This is a genomic window from Salarchaeum japonicum, assembly GCF_020614395.1.
Classification (GTDB): Archaea; Halobacteriota; Halobacteria; order Halobacteriales; family Halobacteriaceae; genus Salarchaeum; species Salarchaeum japonicum.
On record NZ_CP085325.1, the window covers coordinates 47,965 to 68,246 of the forward strand.

Annotated in this window: 19 protein-coding genes; 3 read left to right on the forward strand and 16 right to left on the reverse strand. The window is 59.6% G+C overall.

Features of this window, described 5'->3' with window-relative positions; translation table 11 throughout:
* Positions 1-114: 114 nt before the first annotated feature.
* The 16 genes from LI334_RS12570 to LI334_RS12645 all read right to left on the reverse strand — a co-directional run bounded on the left by LI334_RS12570 (position 115) and on the right by LI334_RS12645 (position 17,433).
* Complete coding sequence (locus LI334_RS12570) at positions 115-438, reverse strand: DUF7558 family protein (RefSeq protein ID WP_227262449.1); 324 nt, start codon at positions 436-438, stop codon at positions 115-117.
* Positions 438-728, reverse strand: coding sequence for a hypothetical protein (locus tag LI334_RS12575; protein WP_135806889.1), 291 nt, complete (start codon positions 726-728; stop codon positions 438-440). Before LI334_RS12575 ends, LI334_RS12570 begins: the two co-directional genes overlap by 1 nt.
* 220 nt (positions 729-948) lie before the next feature.
* A complete protein-coding gene (locus LI334_RS12580) occupies positions 949-1,389 on the reverse strand; it encodes a hypothetical protein (RefSeq protein WP_135806890.1) in 441 nt (146 codons plus the stop codon).
* A gap of 74 nt (positions 1,390-1,463) precedes the next feature.
* Entirely contained in the window at positions 1,464-2,717 is a 1,254-nt protein-coding gene (locus tag LI334_RS12585) for a phage NrS-1 polymerase family protein (protein ID WP_135806891.1), read from the reverse strand.
* 388 nt (positions 2,718-3,105) lie between these two features.
* Positions 3,106-7,428, reverse strand: a complete 4,323-nt coding sequence (locus tag LI334_RS12590) for a type IV secretory system conjugative DNA transfer family protein (protein ID WP_227262450.1) — start codon at positions 7,426-7,428, stop codon at positions 3,106-3,108.
* On the reverse strand, positions 7,394-9,601 hold the full coding sequence (locus LI334_RS12595; RefSeq protein WP_227262451.1) for a VirB4 family type IV secretion system protein: 2,208 nt from the start codon (positions 9,599-9,601) through the stop codon (positions 7,394-7,396). Before LI334_RS12595 ends, LI334_RS12590 begins: the two co-directional genes overlap by 35 nt.
* On the reverse strand, positions 9,594-10,715 hold the full coding sequence (locus tag LI334_RS12600) for a hypothetical protein (RefSeq protein WP_227262452.1): 1,122 nt from the start codon (positions 10,713-10,715) through the stop codon (positions 9,594-9,596). The genes LI334_RS12595 and LI334_RS12600 overlap by 8 nt, the downstream gene beginning before the upstream one ends.
* A gap of 2 nt (positions 10,716-10,717) precedes the next feature.
* Positions 10,718-11,833 (reverse strand): hypothetical protein, encoded by a 1,116-nt coding sequence (locus LI334_RS12605; RefSeq protein ID WP_227262453.1) that lies wholly within the window; start codon positions 11,831-11,833, stop codon positions 10,718-10,720.
* 2 nt (positions 11,834-11,835) lie between these two features.
* On the reverse strand, positions 11,836-12,672 hold the full coding sequence (locus tag LI334_RS12610) for a hypothetical protein (protein WP_227262454.1): 837 nt from the start codon (positions 12,670-12,672) through the stop codon (positions 11,836-11,838).
* Positions 12,673-12,674: 2 nt separating this feature from the next.
* Positions 12,675-14,411: a hypothetical protein gene (locus tag LI334_RS12615; RefSeq protein ID WP_227262455.1), complete on the reverse strand. Its 1,737-nt coding sequence runs from the start codon at positions 14,409-14,411 to the stop codon at positions 12,675-12,677.
* Positions 14,412-14,439: 28 nt separating this feature from the next.
* Positions 14,440-14,862, reverse strand: a complete 423-nt coding sequence (locus tag LI334_RS12620; protein ID WP_049987854.1) for a hypothetical protein — start codon at positions 14,860-14,862, stop codon at positions 14,440-14,442.
* Between the two features lie 6 nt (positions 14,863-14,868).
* The gene (locus tag LI334_RS12625) at positions 14,869-15,117 is read right to left on the reverse strand and encodes a hypothetical protein (RefSeq protein ID WP_049987855.1); all 249 of its coding nucleotides are present in this window, start codon (positions 15,115-15,117) and stop codon (positions 14,869-14,871) included.
* 202 nt (positions 15,118-15,319) lie between these two features.
* A complete protein-coding gene (gene xseB / locus LI334_RS12630) occupies positions 15,320-15,502 on the reverse strand; it encodes an exodeoxyribonuclease VII small subunit (protein ID WP_049987856.1) in 183 nt (60 codons plus the stop codon).
* 2 nt (positions 15,503-15,504) lie between these two features.
* Positions 15,505-16,548 (reverse strand): exodeoxyribonuclease VII large subunit, encoded by a 1,044-nt coding sequence (xseA, locus tag LI334_RS12635; protein WP_049987857.1) that lies wholly within the window; start codon positions 16,546-16,548, stop codon positions 15,505-15,507.
* A gap of 85 nt (positions 16,549-16,633) precedes the next feature.
* Positions 16,634-17,194 carry a TATA-box-binding protein gene (locus LI334_RS12640; protein ID WP_049987858.1) on the reverse strand — a complete coding sequence of 187 codons (561 nt, stop codon included), beginning with the start codon at positions 17,192-17,194 and terminating at the stop codon, positions 16,634-16,636.
* Positions 17,195-17,265: 71 nt separating this feature from the next.
* Positions 17,266-17,433 (reverse strand): DUF1931 domain-containing protein, encoded by a 168-nt coding sequence (locus LI334_RS12645; protein ID WP_227262456.1) that lies wholly within the window; start codon positions 17,431-17,433, stop codon positions 17,266-17,268.
* Between the two features lie 136 nt (positions 17,434-17,569).
* Here LI334_RS12645 and LI334_RS12650 point away from each other — a divergent pair, with 136 nt between their 5' ends.
* The 3 genes from LI334_RS12650 (at position 17,570) to LI334_RS12660 (ending at position 20,247) form a co-directional block, all read left to right on the forward strand.
* Positions 17,570-17,869, forward strand: coding sequence for a PadR family transcriptional regulator (locus LI334_RS12650; protein WP_227262464.1), 300 nt, complete (start codon positions 17,570-17,572; stop codon positions 17,867-17,869).
* Positions 17,870-18,091: 222 nt separating this feature from the next.
* Complete coding sequence (locus LI334_RS12655; RefSeq protein WP_227262457.1) at positions 18,092-18,955, forward strand: hypothetical protein; 864 nt, start codon at positions 18,092-18,094, stop codon at positions 18,953-18,955.
* Positions 18,956-19,023: 68 nt separating this feature from the next.
* Positions 19,024-20,247, forward strand: a complete 1,224-nt coding sequence (locus LI334_RS12660) for a competence protein CoiA (protein WP_227262458.1) — start codon at positions 19,024-19,026, stop codon at positions 20,245-20,247.
* The last annotated feature ends 35 nt before the right edge of the window (positions 20,248-20,282 follow it).

Genomic DNA, 20,282 nt, shown 5'->3' on the forward strand with positions numbered 1-20,282 from the left:
GGATACTTTCCCTATCCATGGATAGGGAGACTCCCCATTAGTCGCGGTCAAGCGCGACGTCGACTTCGTCAACGAGGTCCTCCATGGAAACGGTGTAAGCGTCGGCAACATGTCTCACTCAACGAGATGCTCATCGAGGTCGTGCGTCCAGTACGTCGCGGGCCCGCCAGGACTACATCGCGCACACAGCTGCAGCGGCCCCTCGAGATGGCCGAGTTCCACACGGAAGCGCGTGAGCGCCGCGAGAGCGTCGACGACGAGCCCACAGCCATCGCAGGCGTCGCGATCGCGCTCGTCGGGATCCGGCTCCATCTGGATCGCGCAGTCGACGCAGATAGGGTGGGTGACCCGCTCATCTTCCCCCCAGGTGTGGGCGTCGCCAGTCTCGGTGCTGGGCGGAGCGTCGCAGAACGCACACCCTGTAAGCGTCTGCTGCATTACTCCGCCTCCGCGTCGGCGTCGCGGCCGGCCGTCCAGCCACGGTGGAAGACGGCCAATTGCGTCGTCGAGTCGAAGGTAGTAACACTCGGCTCGTGAACGAGAACGCGATCCTCGGGAACGGGTGTGACGACGTCCGCGTCGATGAGGTCGTCGACTAGGCTGCGGGCCGTTGCGTCGTCGACGTCCGCGGTCGCGACGCTCGCGGCGTCACGGTCCTGTGCGAGGAGTTCGGTTTCGAGCTGTTCGTGGTCGGCACTCGTGTCGTCGTGAGGATCGGGACCAGCCATGGTGAATCACGCCGCGCACGCTCTCGCGCGCTGCACGCCTCCCGGCGCCGATAAACAGCCCAGTCGGAGGGCGTCAGTCCGACCCTGGGTCGCGATACTCGAAAACGGCAACGTCGCGGAGGGATAGGGCGGTGGGCGGGGGTTGAGGGAATGAATTCTGGCAACGTCGTTAACCAACACTTCGACAGAACTGGTCCCGAGTGTTGGTTAAGAGTGTGGCCTATGGAGTCCGGAGTTCCTGAACCGGCTTCACGTTGAACGTGTCCGGCTCGCTGGCTGCTGCTTCTCGTGTGCGTTCCGCTTGTGAGGCTGCCGACCGGGTGAGCTGGGTGACGAGTTCGTCGCGAACGATCTCCCGAGGAACGGTTGTCTCGTGCCAGCCCAGCCGGGCGTCGAAGTGCCGCTTTTGGAACTGCTCGCTGACGTCGTCGACGGCGACGTACTGCGTGCGGTTTGTCCCCCGGACCTGGTGGGTGACGACGACTGCCCCCACGTGCTCGTGCGTCAGCTCGATTAGGGCACACTCCACGAGCGCGACGAGCGACGCGTGATCGCGGTCGTTCGGGATCGCCACCTCGAGGTCTGCCCACGGAGCCTCCCCGTCGGAGTTGGTTGCTGCTTGCTGTACCGTCTGCGTTTGGGTCGTACGTTCCGAAGCCATCGTCTATCGGGGGCACGTGATGTACCCCGCCGCCCCCTGGCGGGGGTGACAGACGTGCCGCTGCGGTCGCAACGCTACTTGGACCGACCGCCGAATAACCGACCCAACAGTGAGGATGACTCTGACTCACTACTGTTCTCACTCGTAGTAGCGGCGTGCTCGCCCTGGCACTCCTCCTCCTGGCCACGGGTGGCGAGTTCGTCAGTGAGTCGCTTGACCTCCGCTTCGAGAGCGTCGATGCGCTCGGTTTTCTCCGTGAGTGTCGCCTCGAGCTCGTCGACGCGGTCGCTCAAGATCTGGTTCTTCTCGGCGAGATACGCGCGACTCCGCTCCGAGTCAGCAGCGCCGACGTCTGGCGACGATGTGGCGGGGATCTCGTCCGCGGTATCGTCGCCGGCGTCCGGGTCGTAGAACTCCGAAGTAGTCGCAATTGCTCGCTCGATGGTCTTCTCCCCATACGTCGACCCATCAGCGTAGTGGACCTCGTCCCACTTCTCCCGAAGCAATCCTGACTGGCGAAACAGGTGATCCATCTGCGTCCGGTCGCCACCGGTCCAGAACGCCAGCAGACAGCACAGCGCCATGTCGGCCTCGGACTGGCTGTCGTAGCCGGCTGTGTTCCCGTTCCAGAGCCGCTCGAACTTCTCGCCGTTCGATGCATTCCGCGCTTTCTCGAGGAGGTCCTCGTCTTCGAGGTCGACGTCAACGCCGGCTGCACCGGTCGTCGGTGACTCGTCGTCAGCGCTACCACGCTGTTCGGACTCTGCTGCCGTGTCACGCTCTGTCTCCTGAACGTACTCACGGTGAATCGCTCTGAGCGCGTCCTGTCGACGTGCGACGCACGTTGGTGTCCGCTCGACGTGATCGCCAGTGACGGTGAAAAATCGTGCCGTGTCGTACAGTTCGATGCTCCCGCGACGGTTCCGCCCCTCGGGAAGTTCGCCCCTGATGAGGACGTGATAGCCGGTGCCGGACGGTGACACCTCCGTATAGGAGTCGAGGCGCTCGATGATGTCTAGTGCCGCGTCGTCGACGTCGCCGGTTTCAGGATCACGGCAGTCGTCCAGGTCGACACCGACGATGGGATCGTCGTCGGTAAACACGAACCCAACGCCATCGGCGTGTGCCGTCTCGGTGTAGTCGAGCGCTGTCTCGAAGCTCGCCCAGGTCTCCGACTCTGTTGATGACGCGAACCCCCCACCTCCCGGCGTCACCGGAATCTTCGTCGACTTGCCGTCCCGCTCCTCTTCGCGCCAGCACACCCACTGGTCCCGTTCGCGTAGCGTCTCCGGAATCGCCTCCGATTCGTCGATACTACTCTCACTCATCCTCACATAGCACCTCGCATGGCTCTCACTGGCTCTGAGCCAGCACAGACTTCACGCTGCTCTGCGTGTCGATCCAATCCCTTGGTCCCAACGGGGAACCCCCGTTCTATCCTAGTTGGTTTTTGCCGTAACAGATCATTCAAATCAGTGAAATCCTGGGTCTGAGGCTCCCGATACGTGCATACAGCAAAATCTCTCCAGAATGCTTGTGTTACGGCATTTCGGTTGGTTGCCGTAACCCCTCTCCGTCTGCTGATTTCGGTGCTGCGGAGACGATATGCCTCGATGTTTCCGTAACGCGAGAGGCATTTCCTGTTATGCAAACTCAAATTTACATTTACGATATATTTGGCGCTGAGTGTGGATTGCATTGTATTCCCCTCCAGATCTATTCTGATTTGAGTGCAAGCCCCTCGTAGTATCGAACAGAGTCGCCGTTCTCATTGTCTGTGTTCCGCTCGAACGTGACATAGTTCCCGAGGCGACGGCCGAACCAGGGTTTGCTATCTGTATCAATCCCGTGAGCCTCAGCCCACTGCTCGTAGATTTCGTAGACATCTCCGGCGGCTACTCTGCTTTCCGGATCTTCGACGAGGTGTGTCTCTGCGAATCGCTCAACAACCGCCTCTGGATCCTCAGCAATATCGTCAATCGATGGCTGAGGCGCCTGCTGAATATGGTCTGCCTGTTCTCCTGTCGTTTCTTCGCACCCACTTGTGGTGACGGTATCGAGTAAGGTGTCCATCGAGTACGTACCGTCAGTATCGTACACGACCGGGTTGCCTTCTTCAGGGAGAATGACGATAGCGTACGACGTGGGGCTATAATCGGGTGTCTGGAGTTCGGCTTCGGGGACGAATGGCTTCTTGATACGCACCCAGTCGCCCTCGAACGCCGATTTCGTCTCGTAGATGTGTTGCTCACCGTGCTCGTATACGACGTACTCGTCGGCAGCGTGGTCGTAGCTGTAGATGGCCGGAACACGATCTTTCGAGAGTTTTCCAAGCGACGGGAGGCGGATGTGTTCCGTCCCGCTGGCATCACGAAGGATGATCTCATCGCCATCACGCTGCCAGATGTTCTGAGTCCCGTTCTCGTCGTCGGTCGCCGGTCGGACGGCCGTCACTCCACCTTCTTCGGTCGCTCCACCGTTGAACGTGAGATTCGAGTCAGTCGTGTAGAACCGTGTCTCACCATTCTGGAGTGTGCGAACGGGTGGTGTGAGAATGCCGTCGACACGCTCGGCCCACTCAGTTTCGTCGTTTCCTGGTCGAACGACAAACAGCGGGATATCCCCTGCTTCTTGGGCTTTCCGGAGATTCGTGAGCACCTTCGCGGGATTCTCGGGTGTCGTCGTTTCGACTTCGATGGCGAATCGGTCGGAAACGTCGGGGTGGCTCGCCCTCGCGTCAGGTTTCTCGCTGCCATCCTGTGCGAGGATCGAGACGGTGAAACCGAGTGCAGTGAGTTCTTCTTCGATCTGAAGGAGTGCTGCGTCGTGGGCACTCCCACCGGCGGCCTGCACGCCACCAGTATCGGGTGTCGCGACCTTTTCTCCGGCGTCAGTGAGCCGGATGCGGAGCTCGTCGGCGTCGATATCGACGGTCGTATCGAGGTATCGTGATCGTTCGCGAATGTCCGCGAGTGCATCATACGATGGCGGCTCGGCGTCGACGTCGTCAAAGAGGCGTCTGAGTTCGTCGTCAACCGCTTCAACGGCCACCCAACCGTTCTCCTCACGGCATCCTTCTCGAAGCTGGAGACTCCGGACCACCGTCGCAATCGCGACGTCCAGGTCGTCGCTCGCGATATCGAGCACTCCGTGTCCGTCGGTCGGTGTTCTCGTTGTTGAGGCGTCTGTTGCAGCCGGCACGCCGTGTTCCTCGCTGATGTTCTCGTGCATCGAGGAGAGTGTCTCAGTGAACTGCTCCTCTTCACGCTCTGTGAGCGGAGATTCGCTCTCGGGGTGGCCCGGTGGAATCGGGAGTGGTTCGAGACTGAACGGATACGGCCCCGTTTCACCGAACGTCGGGCTTGGCAGGCTGGCGATCCACTCCCCTCGTGGCAACGAACGAATCCGATTGGCGAAATCCGCGGGGTCCATCTCTTCGTGGGCCATCGCTCGCGCCAGTTCCCGGTCGACGTTGATTTTCCCGATGAGTGAACTGCCGATGTTGTTCAGAGCATTCAGGTAGATCTTCCGCCCACCTTCAGCCTCCATCTGTTCGGGGAACTGCATCGACAGGCCAACAGAGAGCCGGAATCCCCGGCCTTTCTCGAGGAGATCATTCATGATGTCGGAGACTACGACCGACGCTGCCTCGTCGACGAGCAAGTTCACGACGTAGTCGTCCGAGTGCTGGGAGAGGGCCTGTTTGCGGTCCTTGAGAGCTGCATCGAGATTGGTCAGGATCACACCAGTCATGATCCGGGCAGCGTCGTCGCGGAGATCTCCGAGGTCGAAGAGGATGACCGTATCCTCGTCGAGGACATCCCGAAAGTCGAACTGGTTCTCGGTATTGTTGAAGATCTGCCGCAGGTGCGTATCCTGTGAGATGTAGGCGAGACGGTTTCCGACACCCCCCATCACGTTCGCGAAGGTGTTCGAATCTAACTGGAGTTGCCGTCGAATCGTCCGCGTGACTTCCTCGTCGCTCGACCGTGGGGCGTCGCCGATGTTCTCGTTCGGTGGCCCGGCCTCCCAGAGCTGGTCGACGACGTGTTCGAGCTGTCGGTGGGCAAAGTAATCCGTCGACGCTCGGTAGAGCCCGTTCTCACGCCCGTATTCCTCGTCGAACAGTGCCTTGATGAGTGTCTTGATGAGAGTTGGAGCCACAGTCGCCCGCTCGTAGCGGTCGGTTCCCATCACGAGCTTCAAAATCTCTTCGTAGTGGTCGGCCTTCCGTTGGACGGCGTCTTCGCGGCGCCGTCCGCTCTCCATCGACGGTTCGAGATCGAAAAACGAGAACCCGGGGAGGACGTCCGGAATCGGGAAGTGGACGACGTTCTCTTCGAGGTCGGTCATTCCGAACCGACGCGCGTGAGCCCGCATGTAATTCTGGGCCATATCGTCGTTTTTCGGGATGATGAGGATCGTCGGCCCCTCGGTGTTGTCGTACAGCGACAGCATATCGTTGATGAGGGCTTTCGACTTCCCAGAGCCGGTTGTTCCGAACCGGCCGTAATGAGTGGGCAGCAGTCCGGGTGGAATGTGTGTCGGCTCGTCTTCGGCCTCGCCGGTGTCGTCGAGGGCATACCCGATTGCCATCCCGTCTCGGAACTCACTCATGAGGTCTTGGTGCGGACGGGGCAACGGATTCCGACTCTGCTGTTCCGCACGCGTCCCCCGTGTCCCCTCGACAGTAAGCTGTTCCGAGGAGGGGACGAGTACGAAGTGCGCGAGTTCTCGGCCGCTCAGGACGAACTCCGGTCGGGTCTTTCCACGGCCAGTCGTGATCTCACGATCCAAGAGCCGCTGCAGCGCCGCTCGGGCGTTTCGTTCTTTCGTGGCTGCCCGGAAGCCGCTGTTGCGTACCCGTTCGGCCGCAACCTGGTAGTACGGTCCATCAAGCGGGTCGAATACCGGGACAAGTGATTGCATCCGCTCATCGAGTTCACCGCGACCGTCGTCACCGGATGGAATCCCGATTGCTCGGACATTCGCAGTGAACGACCGCTTCGGATTTTTCGCCTCAATCGCCTCGACACGTTTTGCAACCGCATCGCTCAGCTGGTTTCTGTCCCGGCTCTCCGACTGATCGTCGAGTTCGAAAAGGGAGCCAATAATTTCCTGAGCGAGTGTGTCTCGTCCGTCGATGACGTCCTCCTTGCGAAGGTCGGCATCGGACTGCCAGCTCTCGCGTCGTTGGAAGACGACCTGGAACGCTACTGGTGCTGTCGCCTCCATCAGATGGTCGACGAGTGACGCGAGCGCACCTCCTGGCTGATCGACGGCTGGGAGTTCTGCTTCGTCGTCGGCAGTAACTGGCAAGAGTGAGGTCATCCAGTCTTGCTTCCGAGTCGCCGACCCTTGCCACCGTACGCCGAGTGGGGAGACGGATTCGGTCGCTGGCCGTGCGAGTATCGTCCCCTCCGATGTTACCGTTGGTTTGGCAAGCGTGGTGAGTGGCTCATCCTCAGGAATCGCATCTGGTGGGGCGAGTTCGAGGGCAGTATCACCAATCTCGATGAAGTGGTCGGCAGACTGGTCACCGACTGTTCCTCCATCCGCGACTGATTCGGCGTCTGCTGGCCCCGCTTGTTTGTTGTCGTCAGTGCCACGTTCGTATTGCTCGTCAGGGCCGAACTCATACCTGAGCCCGCCCGAGTTATACTGCTCGACGAATGTCTCTCGGTCGAATTCGACAGGCTGCACGAGTCGGGATGCGACGTCGACCTCGGTACGCTCGATGTCGAACGTCTCGGGATAGACCGACTGGAGCCGCTTCTCAAGGGTATCTAGATGGTCGTCGGCACCGTAGTAGAATTCGACGGGGTCATCTGCCCCCTCGCTCAGCGCGAGAAATTCGAATTGTATCGGTGTGTCGCTATGTAGCGGATTGAGTTTGTCAACTAGCCCTGTCGAGTCCGTTGAGGTCAGTTTGTGGAGGCTCTCCAGTGCCTGCGGCAGACGCTCCGGATTGAGGCGTTCGGAGGTTGGCGTCACGCGAAGATACTCACGCATCGTCGCCACCTCCCGTTTCGCCGCCATCAGTCTCTGTTGGCGTCCGCTCAGATTGGAGTTGTCCGTTGTCAGTCCCTCGGCGTTCAATCTCGTCTTGGAACGCCTGCACGTCCGCGTCCACGGCGTTCTCACCAGTCCCGGGGAGTGAGGATCGCCGTTGCTCGGTTGGCTCGAAGTCGATGACTTGCTTCTCTTTGGGCATCGCTTTGACCTGGATGCCGCGCCACTCGCCGTCGACGCCCACCAGCGCCTCGGAGAAGCCGGCGTCCTCGTTACCAGGAACGGCGTCCTGGACGAACCGCATCTGTGCGTAGTTCAGACCGAACTCGTCGGCCCACTCCTCGTCCATCCCGTCGAGGCGGTGGAACTGCTTGACCGCACACTGGTCCAGAATCGCCTCGGATTCGGCGTGCTCGAAGAACTCGTCGACGGTCTGCGTGACCAGCCGGATCGAGAGGTCGTGATGCCGGTGGTGGCGGAACACTGTCTCGAGGAACGCCAGACTCGCGGCGTCCTGCATGATGTAGCGCGCCTCGTCGATGTAGAACACGACCTCCTTCTCCGAGACCTTCGCTCGCTCGTAGACCAGCGAGATGAGCAGCTGCATGGTCAGCGCCGTACTGCTGTCGACGCTCCCCTCCTGCTGGGCGAGGTCGAGATAGATGACCTTCTCGTCCCGGATGTCGAAGTCGGATTCCTGGCCGAGGTTGGCGTGGCGACCGTCGTCCTCGAAGGGACGGAGCTGATCGAGCAGCCACGTTGCGTTCTCTTTGATCTTCCCCGCCTCCTCGTCGGACCGGACGACGAACTCCTCGGGGTCGTCGACCATATCTTCGAACACGTCCATCATCTCGCGGATGGTCGGACTCGGATTGCTGTGCGTCGAGATGTCGTCGGTGATCCCGTTGCGCTGGTAGGCACGTTTGAGGGCGAGTTCGAGCGTGGTGCGCCGATCTCCCAGTGAGATACCCCGGAGGGCGAAGAAGTTCGTGAGGAAGCTCATCGCGTCGTCGAGTTTCTCGTTGAACGGGCTCGCGTCCTCACCCATCGCCCGCTGGACGTGTTCGGGCGTCTCGCGGATTTCCAGCGGATTCAGACCGAGCGTCCCGCCAACCGTGATCCGCTTGGCGTCGAGCGCCTCTGAGACGCCGGCCCAGTTGTTCAATGGTTCGAGGATGATGCCGATGCGGTCCTTGCTCTGCTCAATCGACCGGATGAAGTTCTGCTTCGAACTGAACGACTTTCCCGACCCGGTGTCGCCGACGGTGAACATCGCGTACCCGTTATCTCGCGCAAACGGGTCGATGACCACGGGGCTCTGGTTGTCCTTGTGGATCCCGAACTCGACGCCGCCCTCCTCGAGAATCGTCGCGTTGTGCGGCGAGGACAGCAACGCGCCGACGGCGCCGCCGAGTGCGATCGACGTCCGGCCGAACTCGTTGTCGCCGATGGGCGCGGCGGACTGGAGGGCGAGATCCTGGCGACAGATGGCCGTCTTCGGCGTGAGGTTCGCCGGGTCGTCCCGGAGCGCACTCTTGACCGTCTGGACGGCGTCTCTGAGGTCGTCTTTCTCGTCGGCCCGCACGGTGATGAACATCCCTTGGTCGAAGACGTTCGCGCCGTTCTCGACGGCCTTGTACGTCGCTGCAGCCTCGTTGGCGCGTTCCTGTAGGTAGGCACTCCGGATACTCTGTTCGAGGTCAGCGTCCACCTGAAGGTCGTCAGCGATGTCCTGCAGTTCGTTCCGGGCCCGCTCCTGATTTTTCGGCGTGATATGGGCCGTCAGATCGAACTGGACGTCGGTCATCTCGAAGAGGTCGCTCAGATACCCGTCGTTGGGATAGTCGGCATAGTTAGCGATGTACAGCGTCGACGTCCACTGCTCACCGACCTGTGCGGCTCGCGTTTCCCACTCAATCGCCGCCGGCGCGGTCACCGTCTTGTGTGACTCGGAGATGTCGTCGAGGAGCTGGCGTTCGGCCTCGCCTTCTTCGAGTGTCTCCTCGTCGAGGACATCGGTAAAGTCCACGTCTGGTTCATCATCCGCAGTGAAGCGGTCCCAGAGGTACTTACTGCCGACGCCAAGGCCGAGACCCACTGCAAGGGCTAGTACTGCACTCTCTGCTGGTGTCAGATTCTGGAGCCACCCGGCGACGGAGCCAAGCGCGCCACCATCAGTCTGGAGGATCACGTTACGCATCGTGTGGGTCCTCCCGGCGCGAGTGGCCGATGATCGATTGGTCGCGAACGACACGTTCCGCCTCGTCGTAGTCATGTTCGCGGCCGTTCCAGAAGTCCATATTCAGGACGAACAGCTCGACCGTGCTGAGTCGACGTGCGGACCACCCCGACGCCTGCTGGATGAACTCGGAGCGAACATCATTCACGCGACTGTCGAGCTTCTCGAACATCTGCGCACGACGTTCGACGTCGGTGAGGTCCTCGCGGCGGGTGACGAACGGGTTGAACAGGAAGCCGATGACCGGGAACTGGGTCAGCTTCTCGGCGGGGGTGCCCTCGTCACGGAAGCGGTCGTACACTTCTATCGGGCTGACTTCAACGCCGATGTAGTACCGGACCTGCTGAATGCCCCGGTCACGCATCTCCTTCGGCCGTGTTTCCCGATATTCTTCGAGGAGTTCCCGGAAAATCGGGTTCTCCGTGACGTCTTCGTCAGTGAGTCGATCCTCGATGGTCTCAGTGATCTGCTCGACTGGGAAAGAGCGGGTTGTGGCGTGGAGTTTGAGCTTCGAGTCCAGCTCTTTGTTAGCGAACTCTTCGCCGGCGTCCTGCAGCTGCGCCCAGTCGTCGGACATCGCGAAGTCCATATTGGCCGGATCGATCTCGATGAACGCCTCCATCGCGCCGTCTTCACGCTGGATAGCACCAGCGCCCGGCCACGCTCGCTTGATGTTCGTGAGGTCCTGCGTTCGCTCGTCCGGCTTGAACGGCGTGTAGTTCGCGAGTCCGCCTTGGTTGCGCTCTGTCTCGTTGGTACTCGTGTCGGCGTCGGCGGGCGCACTGAACGTGACCTGAGGCCGTTTGAGGTATCGATAGACGTCTTTGGTCCACGTCCAGGCATTCAGGTGGGTTGGTGAGACGTAGATGACGGCGACGCCAAAGCCAAGCCCGCCAGCAACGAACGGGAGAGCCAGTGATTCGATCCCGGTGAGGCCCGCGATAAACAGCCCAATAATGGGGAAGGCGATGAGCATGCCGACGTCCCCTTCCTCGATATTGAGATACGGGATGCGGCTCTCCTCGCCGAACTGATCCATGATGCGCCGTGCGGCCGCGTCTTGATCTGCTGACATTGTTAGTGGATTCCTCGATCAAACTCCATCCCACGGTCGTCACTCGCCGATTCCGCTGTCGCTCCACCTGGGTCGTTCTCTGTTCGACGGTACGACGGCGTGCCGCCATCGTTTCCTCCATGCCCACCGCGGGCAGCCGCTTTTTGCGCGACGGCATGACCGGCAGCGGCTTTCGGCCCCCACCGAGCGGCGGTCGTCGCGACGCCGGCGCCACCGACGTAGGCTCCAGCGGCGACACCGCCAACGAGTGCTACGCCTTTCGTCGCACCGCCGACGACTTTGGCCGTCAACGGGGTCGCGTATTTGAACGTCTTCCACGTGATGTAGAGGGCGACCAGCGGAAGAGACGCAGCGACGAGATATTTGAGGAATGCTGTTCCTGGTGTGAGCGTTCCACCGCTGTAGATCAAGTCGTACCCCTTGAGGACCATCGCTGCCGGGAGCGGGAGGACAGCCAACGGGACAAACCGTTTGCAAAACCCCATCGCGATATCGGATACGACCGGAATATTTCCGTAGGCCAGTGCAAATGCAATCGGCATTCCGTACAGGTAGACATACAGCAGAATCATCCGGATGTAGAACAGCGCCTCCAACGCCCACATCGAGATTCCACCAATCACGGCAAACAATAATCCCAGCCCTGGGTTTGTGATAGATACTTCCAAGAATCCAATCATCGCCTCCGTAACCGAGGAAAGCTCCGGCATCAGGGCGATAGTGAATCCGTCAACGAGGTAGAGCGCGAGAGTCCCAATCCAGTACCACGTAATGATTAGAAAAGCACCGACCCAGGCCGTTTTCTTCGTTTTTCGGGCTTCGTAGGTACTTCCAATATTGAAGATCCGAACCGTGTGACGGCCCTGAACGCTCATCACAAGGAGCAAGAGGGCAACTAGCATGATTTCGCCGCCGATGAGAGCATCGTGAATCGCTGGCCAGGGTGCATTGGTCGGTTCACCGAAGACAAAAGCTCCGTTCGTCTCTGGAGTAGGTGTCCCGAACATTCCCTCAGTCAGAGTTTCATACCCTGATCTGAGACCGTCCATGAACAGCCCAATGAACCACTCAACGACGCCCTTGATACCCTCAAGGACGACATCAATGAGATCGACCATCGTTATACCTCAGTGATCGTGACCTCACAATCAGTCATATCGTCGGAACCAGTGTATTGAACGTTGTAGGTGCTTGAGACCTGATTTCCACCGACCCGTGTCTCAACGATAACAGTAAACTGGCCACTATTCCCGTCTGGGGAGCATCCCATCCCGTCCTCAGTTTCTGTACCGAACGGGAACGAATTACTGAACAGGTCGGCCGTCTCGCCGGGGGAAACTACTACCCGGTCGGTTTCGTGCATTCCACTGCCTCTGGGGTTCTCAATTGGATTGGGAACGTCCCCGGAGAAGATTAGTTCAGTTATCGCTTCCGGACCGCTTCCTGTGTTCTCTACCGTAACGAATGCCTCGCCATTCTTGATCCGGTCTGTCTCGCTCTCACCATAGACTTCGTCCCACGGCTTATCTGGGTTATTCCGATAGAGTCCGACATCCTGTATCTGGATCTCTGGACGCAGTTCAGTCGTGGTCTCAACTACTGTCTCCTCGCCTTTCAACGCGAGTACGCGGTACTCACCGGGCGCATACGCGGTGCCGATCTCGAACGAGACCTGCTGAGCACCCGCGGCTACGTCACGTTTCCCGAATAACTCGCCGTTCGGTTGGATGAGGTTGACCTGGTCGACGTCGGCCTCTTCGGAGAGTTCGACGACGAGTGCTGTTCCCTCAATAGTGATACGCGTGAGTGGACCTTTGCCATCTGGAGAGGTCGTTCCGTCACCAGGCGTCCCAGAACCGCCATTGTCGTTCAGACAGCCAGCGACGCTCATGAGGGCAGCACCTGCGACTGTTCGGAGGGCGGTTCGCCGACTGATGTGTGGGTGGTTTCTAGTCATGACTACGGGTTCCGTTGGAAGATGTCTTCTGGACCGAGCATTCGGAGAAGTCGCTTGCCAGCGTAGAACATCACAACAAACGGGATGAGCTGCCAGCCGACCTCGAAAATGAACGCGAACCAACCGTCGATGGTGCCAAGCGGGTGCCAGCGAGCAGTTGCCATCGCACTCACGTATGCGGGGTCGTGCCCGAGCCACGAACCCGGATGGTACCGAGCCGTGTAGATACCCGGCTTGTCGATCGTCACAATCGCTACCCCGGAGGCGTTGGTCTCAACACGTTGCTCCGCGATGGTGATGTACCCGTTGCGAGTGTTCCCGCCGATTGGATATCGTCGGTCGGGATCGCTGAGCACGATTGGTGCGCCGGTCTCGTTATCCCGGAGCTCGATGCGGAGTGTGGCCTGGCTTTCGTTCTGCTGGAGCACCTCAACAGTCAGATTACTGCGCCGGAGCTGCCGCTCTGAGCTAGCGTCAGGTGCCACAATCGAGGCGTTCACGCCCCGCACGATCCCCGCTACCTGGAGCGCGTCGCGGTCGACGTTCTCCGCGCGAACCGCAACACCGTACGTCGTCGTGTACGACTGGTTGACGATGTCGATGTTGATGTTCTCACCGAGCGTGCCGACCGGAGACGGTCGGTCAATGCCCCAGGTGTCGATGATCTCTGGGCCATCGCGAACTGGTTCAGCCCTCGGGCCGATCCGCGATGGATATGCATGGACGTACACGGGAATTGCGTCAGACTCGACGGTGGCGCTGTCGGTCCGGTTCGACCTGACGAGGGTATCCCAATTGGAGTTCCGAGCGGTGTAGAACCGCCAGACGCCACGCACTCGTGCGCTTCCATTCTCCGTCAGCGTGTACCCCTGCCACGGTCGAGACTGGAAAATGGCCACACCGGCGTCACCATTGGGATACTCGGCGTAGTAGGGGTACGCTGAGAGGTCGTAGATCTCGACGGCGATCGAATCCGAGACGTTGAGCGACTCGGTTCGGTACGTGACCTCGACATCGGTCTCGTCGCCTCGGTCGATTCGCGTGGTCTTCTTCAGCCGGACGCTGATCTCGGCTTCAAGCGTGAGGTTTGCACTCCAATCATCCTCGATCTGGTAGTCGAGGGCCGGCGTGTGCGAGCCGTCACGCTCGACGATGGTTTCGCCGTCCTTCTGCAATCGAACCTCCTCGACCTCGTTGCTCGCGAGCGACCACTCGATCGTCGTGTTCCCCGAAGAGCTGCCGTTCGGGACGCGAACGCGATAGTCGACGAGCCCCCGCATCGTGCCGTTCGGCGCGATATAGAGCGGCGTATCACCCGACTCCAAGTGACCTCGCGTCGACGGCTGCACTGCGAATACCGTGGCGTGGGCGTCCTCGATAAACACGCCATCTTCGAGCGACGCGTGGCGCGGATGCACGGACGTATCCGACCCACCGGCTTCGAGATCAGCGAAGTCGTTTCGCGTCCACGTTGCAGCTGTCGCCGGCGGGCGCGTGAACGTGATGTCCGTCCCGTTTGCGAGCTGGTGCATCGCGGTCCGGCTCTCGCCGTAGCGCTGCTGGTACTCCTCTTGGCTGATGTAGTTGTCCGCGTCGCGAGACCACAGCGTCGCTGATTCATTCTCAGTGAGCCCATTCCCCTCCGTGCCTGGCCGTGGCGGGCTTGCAGTAACGAGACCCGTGACTAGGCTCGTCACGAACAGGGCGGCCATTAGCACGGAGAGCTCTCGTTGTGTCATGGGGGCTCGCGACGGGGGTGGTAGTCGCCTACCAGGGGGCGAGGTCGACGCACTGCGCCAGCGGGAGGTTCATCATCGACCCAGCGACGGTGTAGAGTGGGCCGAGGGCGACGAGGACGACCGCGGACTTCATCGCCGACCGTTTGTGCCGCTTGAGGCCCTTCTTCTGCTCGGGCGTGATCGTGAACATCTCGATAAGGGAGTCAGCCTGCCACACGACTGCGAGGCCGACAATGCCTAGCGCCGTGGTAAGCTGGAAGAAACCCTCGATCATGCCGGGAAGGTTGTCCGCACTACAGACGGCATTCGTCTGTGCGGCGGCGGGTCCCACAGCGAACAGGCTCAGGGCGACGACGATGAACATAGCTTGCCTGGGAAGCCTACTCGATGCCGTGGACTGGCTGTCGGGGCGATTCGAAGCCGTCTCGGAGGGCGTATTGTCCTGTGACATAGCGGGTTACTCCTCTGCGTCGTCGACGAGTGCTTTCAGATCAGCGTAGCGGTTGGTCTCGTCGACGATCTCGTCTTTCGTGTAGCCCTGTTCGCGAGCCCGTTCGAAGAGATCTCGAAGCTCGTCAGGGTCAACGTCGCGAAGCTCCATCTCATCTCGGAGGGCGCGGCGGTAGAGGGCGGACCCGTTGATATGGCTGTTCCACGTCAGGTACAGGTCATCGATGTCTTCGATGGTGACTGCCCGTGTGATCATATGTGCGGGGTGGGTATGCACCGGTTGAGCCCCGGTCCATGGTGGTGCGATAGCTAGAAGATCGGTATATGCTTTCTGGCCACCAACTGGCGCAAAAATCTAAAGTAAATTATAACCGGATAGCTCGTTCACCTCGCAAGGGGACGGTTAACCAACAATGGGGCTAGATTCCGTTGTCTGTTGGTTAAGGTTAGGATGGCCTCTACTCGAGTTCCACGACCTCTCCACGCCCGTTGTCAAGGATTTCTCGCACCTCGGCCAAGCGTTCTTGACCCTCCTCGTGGAGCCTTGTCCCTTCATCGAGATCACACTCATCCGCATCGAGCTGCTCAATGATTTCTTCGACACGGGTCAGCCGGTCGTGAATCTCTTGGTCGTTTGCCACGCTCAGATCACCCCCAACCAAAGCCCAGTGATAGCCAACAACAGCAACAACAGCACAGCGATTGCGGCCTTGTAATAGACCGGCGGGAGGCCCTCGGGTACGGCCGCCTCGTCGACTGCTTCGGCAAGCTCCCGTTCATGTTCGTGCTCTTGCTGGAAGGTCTCGTACGCGGCGTCGAGTTGCTGTGCCAGCGGCTTGACTTCGCCCGCCAAGAACTCCTCGCGGGAATTCACGATATACTCACCGGCGGCCGTCGGCGTGATCGTTGCCACATCCGCGACCTGATCGGCGATTAACCGGTCGTCAGTATGCCCGATCGCCGTGACGATCGGGGTGTTTGCGGTGAAGATAGCTTCCGAGACCCGCTCGGTGTTGAACGCCTGGAGGTTCGAATCGCTCCCGCCACCGCGACCGACGATAATCGCGTCGACGTCCTCGGAGCGGTCCAGATGGTGGATGCCGTTCGCGATGGATGTGGGCGACTCCGACCCTTGGACGGTGGCGTCCTTCACCAGGATGTCGACGGTAGGGTCCTGTTCGTGGATCGCGTTCTGGATGTCATAACGGGCATCGCCACGGAGGGAGGTTACGACCCCAACCCGCTCTGGGAACGCCGGCGGGCGCTGTTTCTGCTCGTCGTCGAACCAGCCACGCTCTTCGAGTTCGCTTCGTAGTCGCTCGACGGCAGCTGCTTGATCGCCGTCGCCGACGACGATCACCTCCCACGGCTTGAGGTCGATTTTCCCGCCCTCTGTCCAGTAGTCGATATCGCCTTCGAGGATGACCTCGGTCCCGTCCTCGAGGTCAGCGTCCATCTTCTGATAGCGGTTCGCCCAGAGCATACAGGGAAGCTCGGCGTCGCCGTCAGTCAGGGTGAAATAGAGGGCGGTACTGTTCTGATGGAGATCCGTGACCTCGCCAATACAGCGGACGCCGTTGAGGGCAGGCGTGTCCTGGACGACCGATGCAATTCGGTCGTTCAGCTCTTGGACTGAAAGAACATTCCCGGACAGGACATCATCTACCTCCCGTTCGGCATCAGCCATCGCACTAACTTAACACGGGGAGAGCAGATTCAAAAATGTACTCACCAGTGCCAGTGTACCCTGCCAACTGTTCTGTGTCGTTGAATTACTCCAGTAACCCGAGGTCAGTGAGCCGGTTTTCGATCACTGTAAGCGCTTGTTCAGCATCGTCAAGCTGTTTTCCGCCCGTGATGACGAGCTTTCCACTCCCGAAGAGGAGTGCGACGACGTCCGGGTCGTCAAGCCGGTAGACGAGCCCCGGGAACTGCTCTGGTTCGTATTCGATGTGTTCGAGACCGAGGCCGATCGCAATCGCATTCAAATTGAGTGTGTGGTCGAGGTCCCCACTTGAGACAATATTCTGGATTTCGATATCTGGAGAGGTAGCGACATCGACACCCAATTCACGGAGCTCGTCGAAGACGTATTCCAACGCAGTCGTCACATCGTCGACGCTTTTTGCACCCGTACAGACGACTTTCCCCGAGCGGAAAATGAGCGCTGCGGCTTTAGGATCGTGCATCCGATATACGAGTCCAGGGAAGTTATCGGGATCGTAGTCGGTGGCTCCTAAATCCTCAGAAAGCGTTTCCAGATCGAGTTCTTGACCGATATCGGACGACGCGACCACATTCTCGACTTGAATTGATTCGGCTGTGACACTCATAGGAGTACCTTCCAGTCACAACCCCCTTAAAACGGGGAGTGACTTCGAGCGTCGGTGTGGTACCTTCCGAATTAGAGGTCGCGGGGCTGGACCGTCTTCCGGTCGTTGGCCTCGGCACGCTCTGCGGCGTCGTCGAGCAGTTCGGCGACCTCTTCGTTGAGGGCGTCGTAGAAATTTGCCGAGACGTTGTGGTCCGAGAGTGCGTCCTTCACGGCTGCTTTGACGATTAGGTCAGACATTCCATCGCGGATTTCTCTTGTCCACCATATAAAGGTTCGAAGTTCTCACGCAAGGTTCTCGCCTCGTCGTATCGAATATTGGCCTTTGAGCACCAGAGAGAACATATGCCACCCCTCAAAAATAGTGAACGGACGGATGCACGATCTAACTGGGTTCCAGCGGGACATCTTGTACGTGATCGCCGGGCTCGAGGAACCACACGGGCTCGCAGTAAAGGCCGAACTCGACGACTACTACGAACAGGAGATCAACCACGGCCGGCTCTATCCGAATCTCGACGACCTCGTCGAGAGAGGGCTCCTCAAGAAAGGCGAACTCGACAAGCGAACCAATCTGTACTCGCTAACGCAACGAGGCTCCCGCGAAATTGAGGCACGTCGAGAGTGGGAAGACGAATATATCGAGTCTGCAGAAGAAGTCGCTCCGTCGACCTAGATGCCATTTATCGCACAGTCTTCTACAGACGAGGAGGGAGGGACAGTTCTTCCTGAAGAGGTAGAGGATGGTACTGACGTCGTGTGTCCAGCCTGTGGCGGAACGATGCGACCACGGGGCCCATTTGATGATGGCCGCGCCCGCCATTTCTATCACGTTACTGCGGGCTCAGGGGATTCGACGGCCAATTGCTCCGGAGGAGAGTCGGATCCGCATCGAAAGATGAAATCCCTCGCAGTTTCGGCGTTGCGGCAGCGGTTTGACCAATATACCCGTTGCGGACCCGAGCTCACCGTCGACGTCCCCAATACGCCGACGCTTACTGATTCTCGCCGGGCAGATGCCCTCGTCGAATTTCCCGCTGATGACACAAACGACTACCTTGGGCGTGGATTGATCGTTGAGGTACAATACGCGAACGAAGACAAAGACCTCGACGCGGTCACGCACGACTATCTCTCGGCCGGATATAGCGTCTACTGGGCCAGCCCTGACGATTTTACGAACGACCGATTCCGTATTGAGGAGATGGTCGTCGCATTCGACAAACGGGCTGACACCGCCTTCGCAGCTTCGTGGGCAGACCCTCCAGAGGTAGATCCGCCTGAGAAGTATCTAGAGCGGTTTGTGAACGGTGACTCCCTAACTTTCTCCGACCCGAATCCGGACTGTGATCACACCTGGAAATACGGAGGGAGTGACCTCCATGACCGGGATTTCTGTAAACACTGTCGGCTTGAGCGCTGGAAAGAGAGAGCTGTTGATGCCTATATCTACGATGAGTCGACCATCAAGACGAGTTCCGATCTTGCTGACAGAGCTGCTCAAGCAGCGTTTGAACAGCGAGAAAAGGAGGAGAAGAAAGAAGACCATCAACACGTCTGGGAGCCGCGAGGAGAGAACCGCTATCGGTGCCGGTGTGGGGCCCGTCTCAAAGAGCACAACGGAGAGGAGGTCATCTCAAATGATCCGTTCGAGGACTTCTCTGAGATGACGACCACGGACCCCCAGTACTGCGATCACATTTGGGAACGTGAGGACGGCTGCATGAAGTGTATCTCTTGCGGACTTGAGGACCCGATCTAACCTGTTCCGTCTTGTACTGGCCTACAGCTGGGAGAGATTATTTGCTTACCGAGATGTTCTTTGCCGGTATGCCCTTCCGCGGTCGTCGTGACGGTCGCCCGGTCGTCCCCGCCATAGTTGACGATGGAGAAGAAGTCACCTGTCCGGTATGCGGCGGGACGATGTACCCGCGATCGGCGCCGGGCAAGTCTCGACACTTCTACCACGTATTAGACGACGCCGGCCAGCGCTGCTCGAATGGCGGCGAGTCAGAGACCCACGAACGCGCAGTCGCCCGTGTTGAGGTCGCTCTGCACCAGCAATTTGGAGAAAACGCCCGCATCGAGACGGAGGTGGACGTCGACGTGGCCGAGGTGCCAACACCTGTGACCGAACGCCGGGCCGACGCACTCGCGACCTTTGACGATTGGAACCCTTATTTCGGGGAAGGCCTCGCCGTTGAGGTACAGCACAGTCACAAGGACAAGGACGTCCATCAGGTGACGCATGACTACTTGGCCGCTGGGTACTCGGTCGTCTGGATACGCGCGGCAACAGTCCTTCTCGATGCGTTCAACTACGATACGATCGGTGCCGAATTTGAGCAAGACAATGGTTCTGGATACGCCCAACGAACGAGCAAAGCTAGCCGATTTACGAACTGCCAAGCGCTCCTCTACGACGGCGAACATGCGTGGGAGCGCGTGCCGCCCTATGCCCATCCCCGCGGACAAGATGACCTGATTACGTACGATATCTGTACTGCCCAGGGTTGCGAGCTACGCCGGCTTCACGAGCGCGACGGCAGTTACACCTACACCGCGAGCGACGAGTACGGCCCCGACTTTCCTCTGAAAGCACTCAAGAACGCGATTGTCCGGGAGTACGACCGAGACCCGTTCTGGAAGTGGGCCGGAAGCCAGTACCATTCCGCACAGGTGGAGAAACTGCTTGCGACACGACCTGAGATAGAGCGCTGTCGGGGGCCGAAGGGGTTTCACGAATGGGGGCGGCGGGAAACGCTCTGGACGAACCATTCCAACCAGCCATTAATCGAACTCCGCGAGTGTATGTACTGCCCCGTTCGGTTAGTGACGAACCACCGAGGGCGGTCAGGACACAGTACATTCTGTCTCTACGGTCGAGAGCCTGATCTCGACTGGGACGACGTGTATTTCCAGGCCAGCCCTCCCGAGTGCGATCACTATCTCTACGACGAGGACGCGATCGAAGATTACTGCCCAAAGTGCGGCGCGACGATGGAGACTCCCGATACAATGCTCCGCGACCACACGAGCTGGATTCCGCCGTAAACGGAGAGCAGATCACTCACGCCTGATTGCTGATC

Coding starts and splice junctions, on each gene's coding strand:
- LI334_RS12570 (WP_227262449.1), bottom strand. CDS start 438: ATGCAGCAGACGCTTACAGGGTGTGCGTTCTGCGACGCTCCGCCCAGC.
- LI334_RS12575 (WP_135806889.1), bottom strand. CDS start 728: ATGGCTGGTCCCGATCCTCACGACGACACGAGTGCCGACCACGAACAG.
- LI334_RS12580 (WP_135806890.1), bottom strand. CDS start 1,389: ATGGCTTCGGAACGTACGACCCAAACGCAGACGGTACAGCAAGCAGCA.
- LI334_RS12585 (WP_135806891.1), bottom strand. CDS start 2,717: ATGAGTGAGAGTAGTATCGACGAATCGGAGGCGATTCCGGAGACGCTA.
- LI334_RS12590 (WP_227262450.1), bottom strand. CDS start 7,428: ATGGCGGCGAAACGGGAGGTGGCGACGATGCGTGAGTATCTTCGCGTG.
- LI334_RS12595 (WP_227262451.1), bottom strand. CDS start 9,601: ATGCGTAACGTGATCCTCCAGACTGATGGTGGCGCGCTTGGCTCCGTC.
- LI334_RS12600 (WP_227262452.1), bottom strand. CDS start 10,715: ATGTCAGCAGATCAAGACGCGGCCGCACGGCGCATCATGGATCAGTTC.
- LI334_RS12605 (WP_227262453.1), bottom strand. CDS start 11,833: ATGGTCGATCTCATTGATGTCGTCCTTGAGGGTATCAAGGGCGTCGTT.
- LI334_RS12610 (WP_227262454.1), bottom strand. CDS start 12,672: ATGACTAGAAACCACCCACACATCAGTCGGCGAACCGCCCTCCGAACA.
- LI334_RS12615 (WP_227262455.1), bottom strand. CDS start 14,411: ATGACACAACGAGAGCTCTCCGTGCTAATGGCCGCCCTGTTCGTGACG.
- LI334_RS12620 (WP_049987854.1), bottom strand. CDS start 14,862: ATGTCACAGGACAATACGCCCTCCGAGACGGCTTCGAATCGCCCCGAC.
- LI334_RS12625 (WP_049987855.1), bottom strand. CDS start 15,117: ATGATCACACGGGCAGTCACCATCGAAGACATCGATGACCTGTACCTG.
- xseA (WP_049987857.1), bottom strand. CDS start 16,548: ATGGCTGATGCCGAACGGGAGGTAGATGATGTCCTGTCCGGGAATGTT.
- LI334_RS12640 (WP_049987858.1), bottom strand. CDS start 17,194: ATGAGTGTCACAGCCGAATCAATTCAAGTCGAGAATGTGGTCGCGTCG.
- LI334_RS12645 (WP_227262456.1), bottom strand. CDS start 17,433: ATGTCTGACCTAATCGTCAAAGCAGCCGTGAAGGACGCACTCTCGGAC.
- LI334_RS12650 (WP_227262464.1), top strand. CDS start 17,570: ATGCACGATCTAACTGGGTTCCAGCGGGACATCTTGTACGTGATCGCC.
- LI334_RS12655 (WP_227262457.1), top strand. CDS start 18,092: ATGAAATCCCTCGCAGTTTCGGCGTTGCGGCAGCGGTTTGACCAATAT.
- LI334_RS12660 (WP_227262458.1), top strand. CDS start 19,024: ATGCCCTTCCGCGGTCGTCGTGACGGTCGCCCGGTCGTCCCCGCCATA.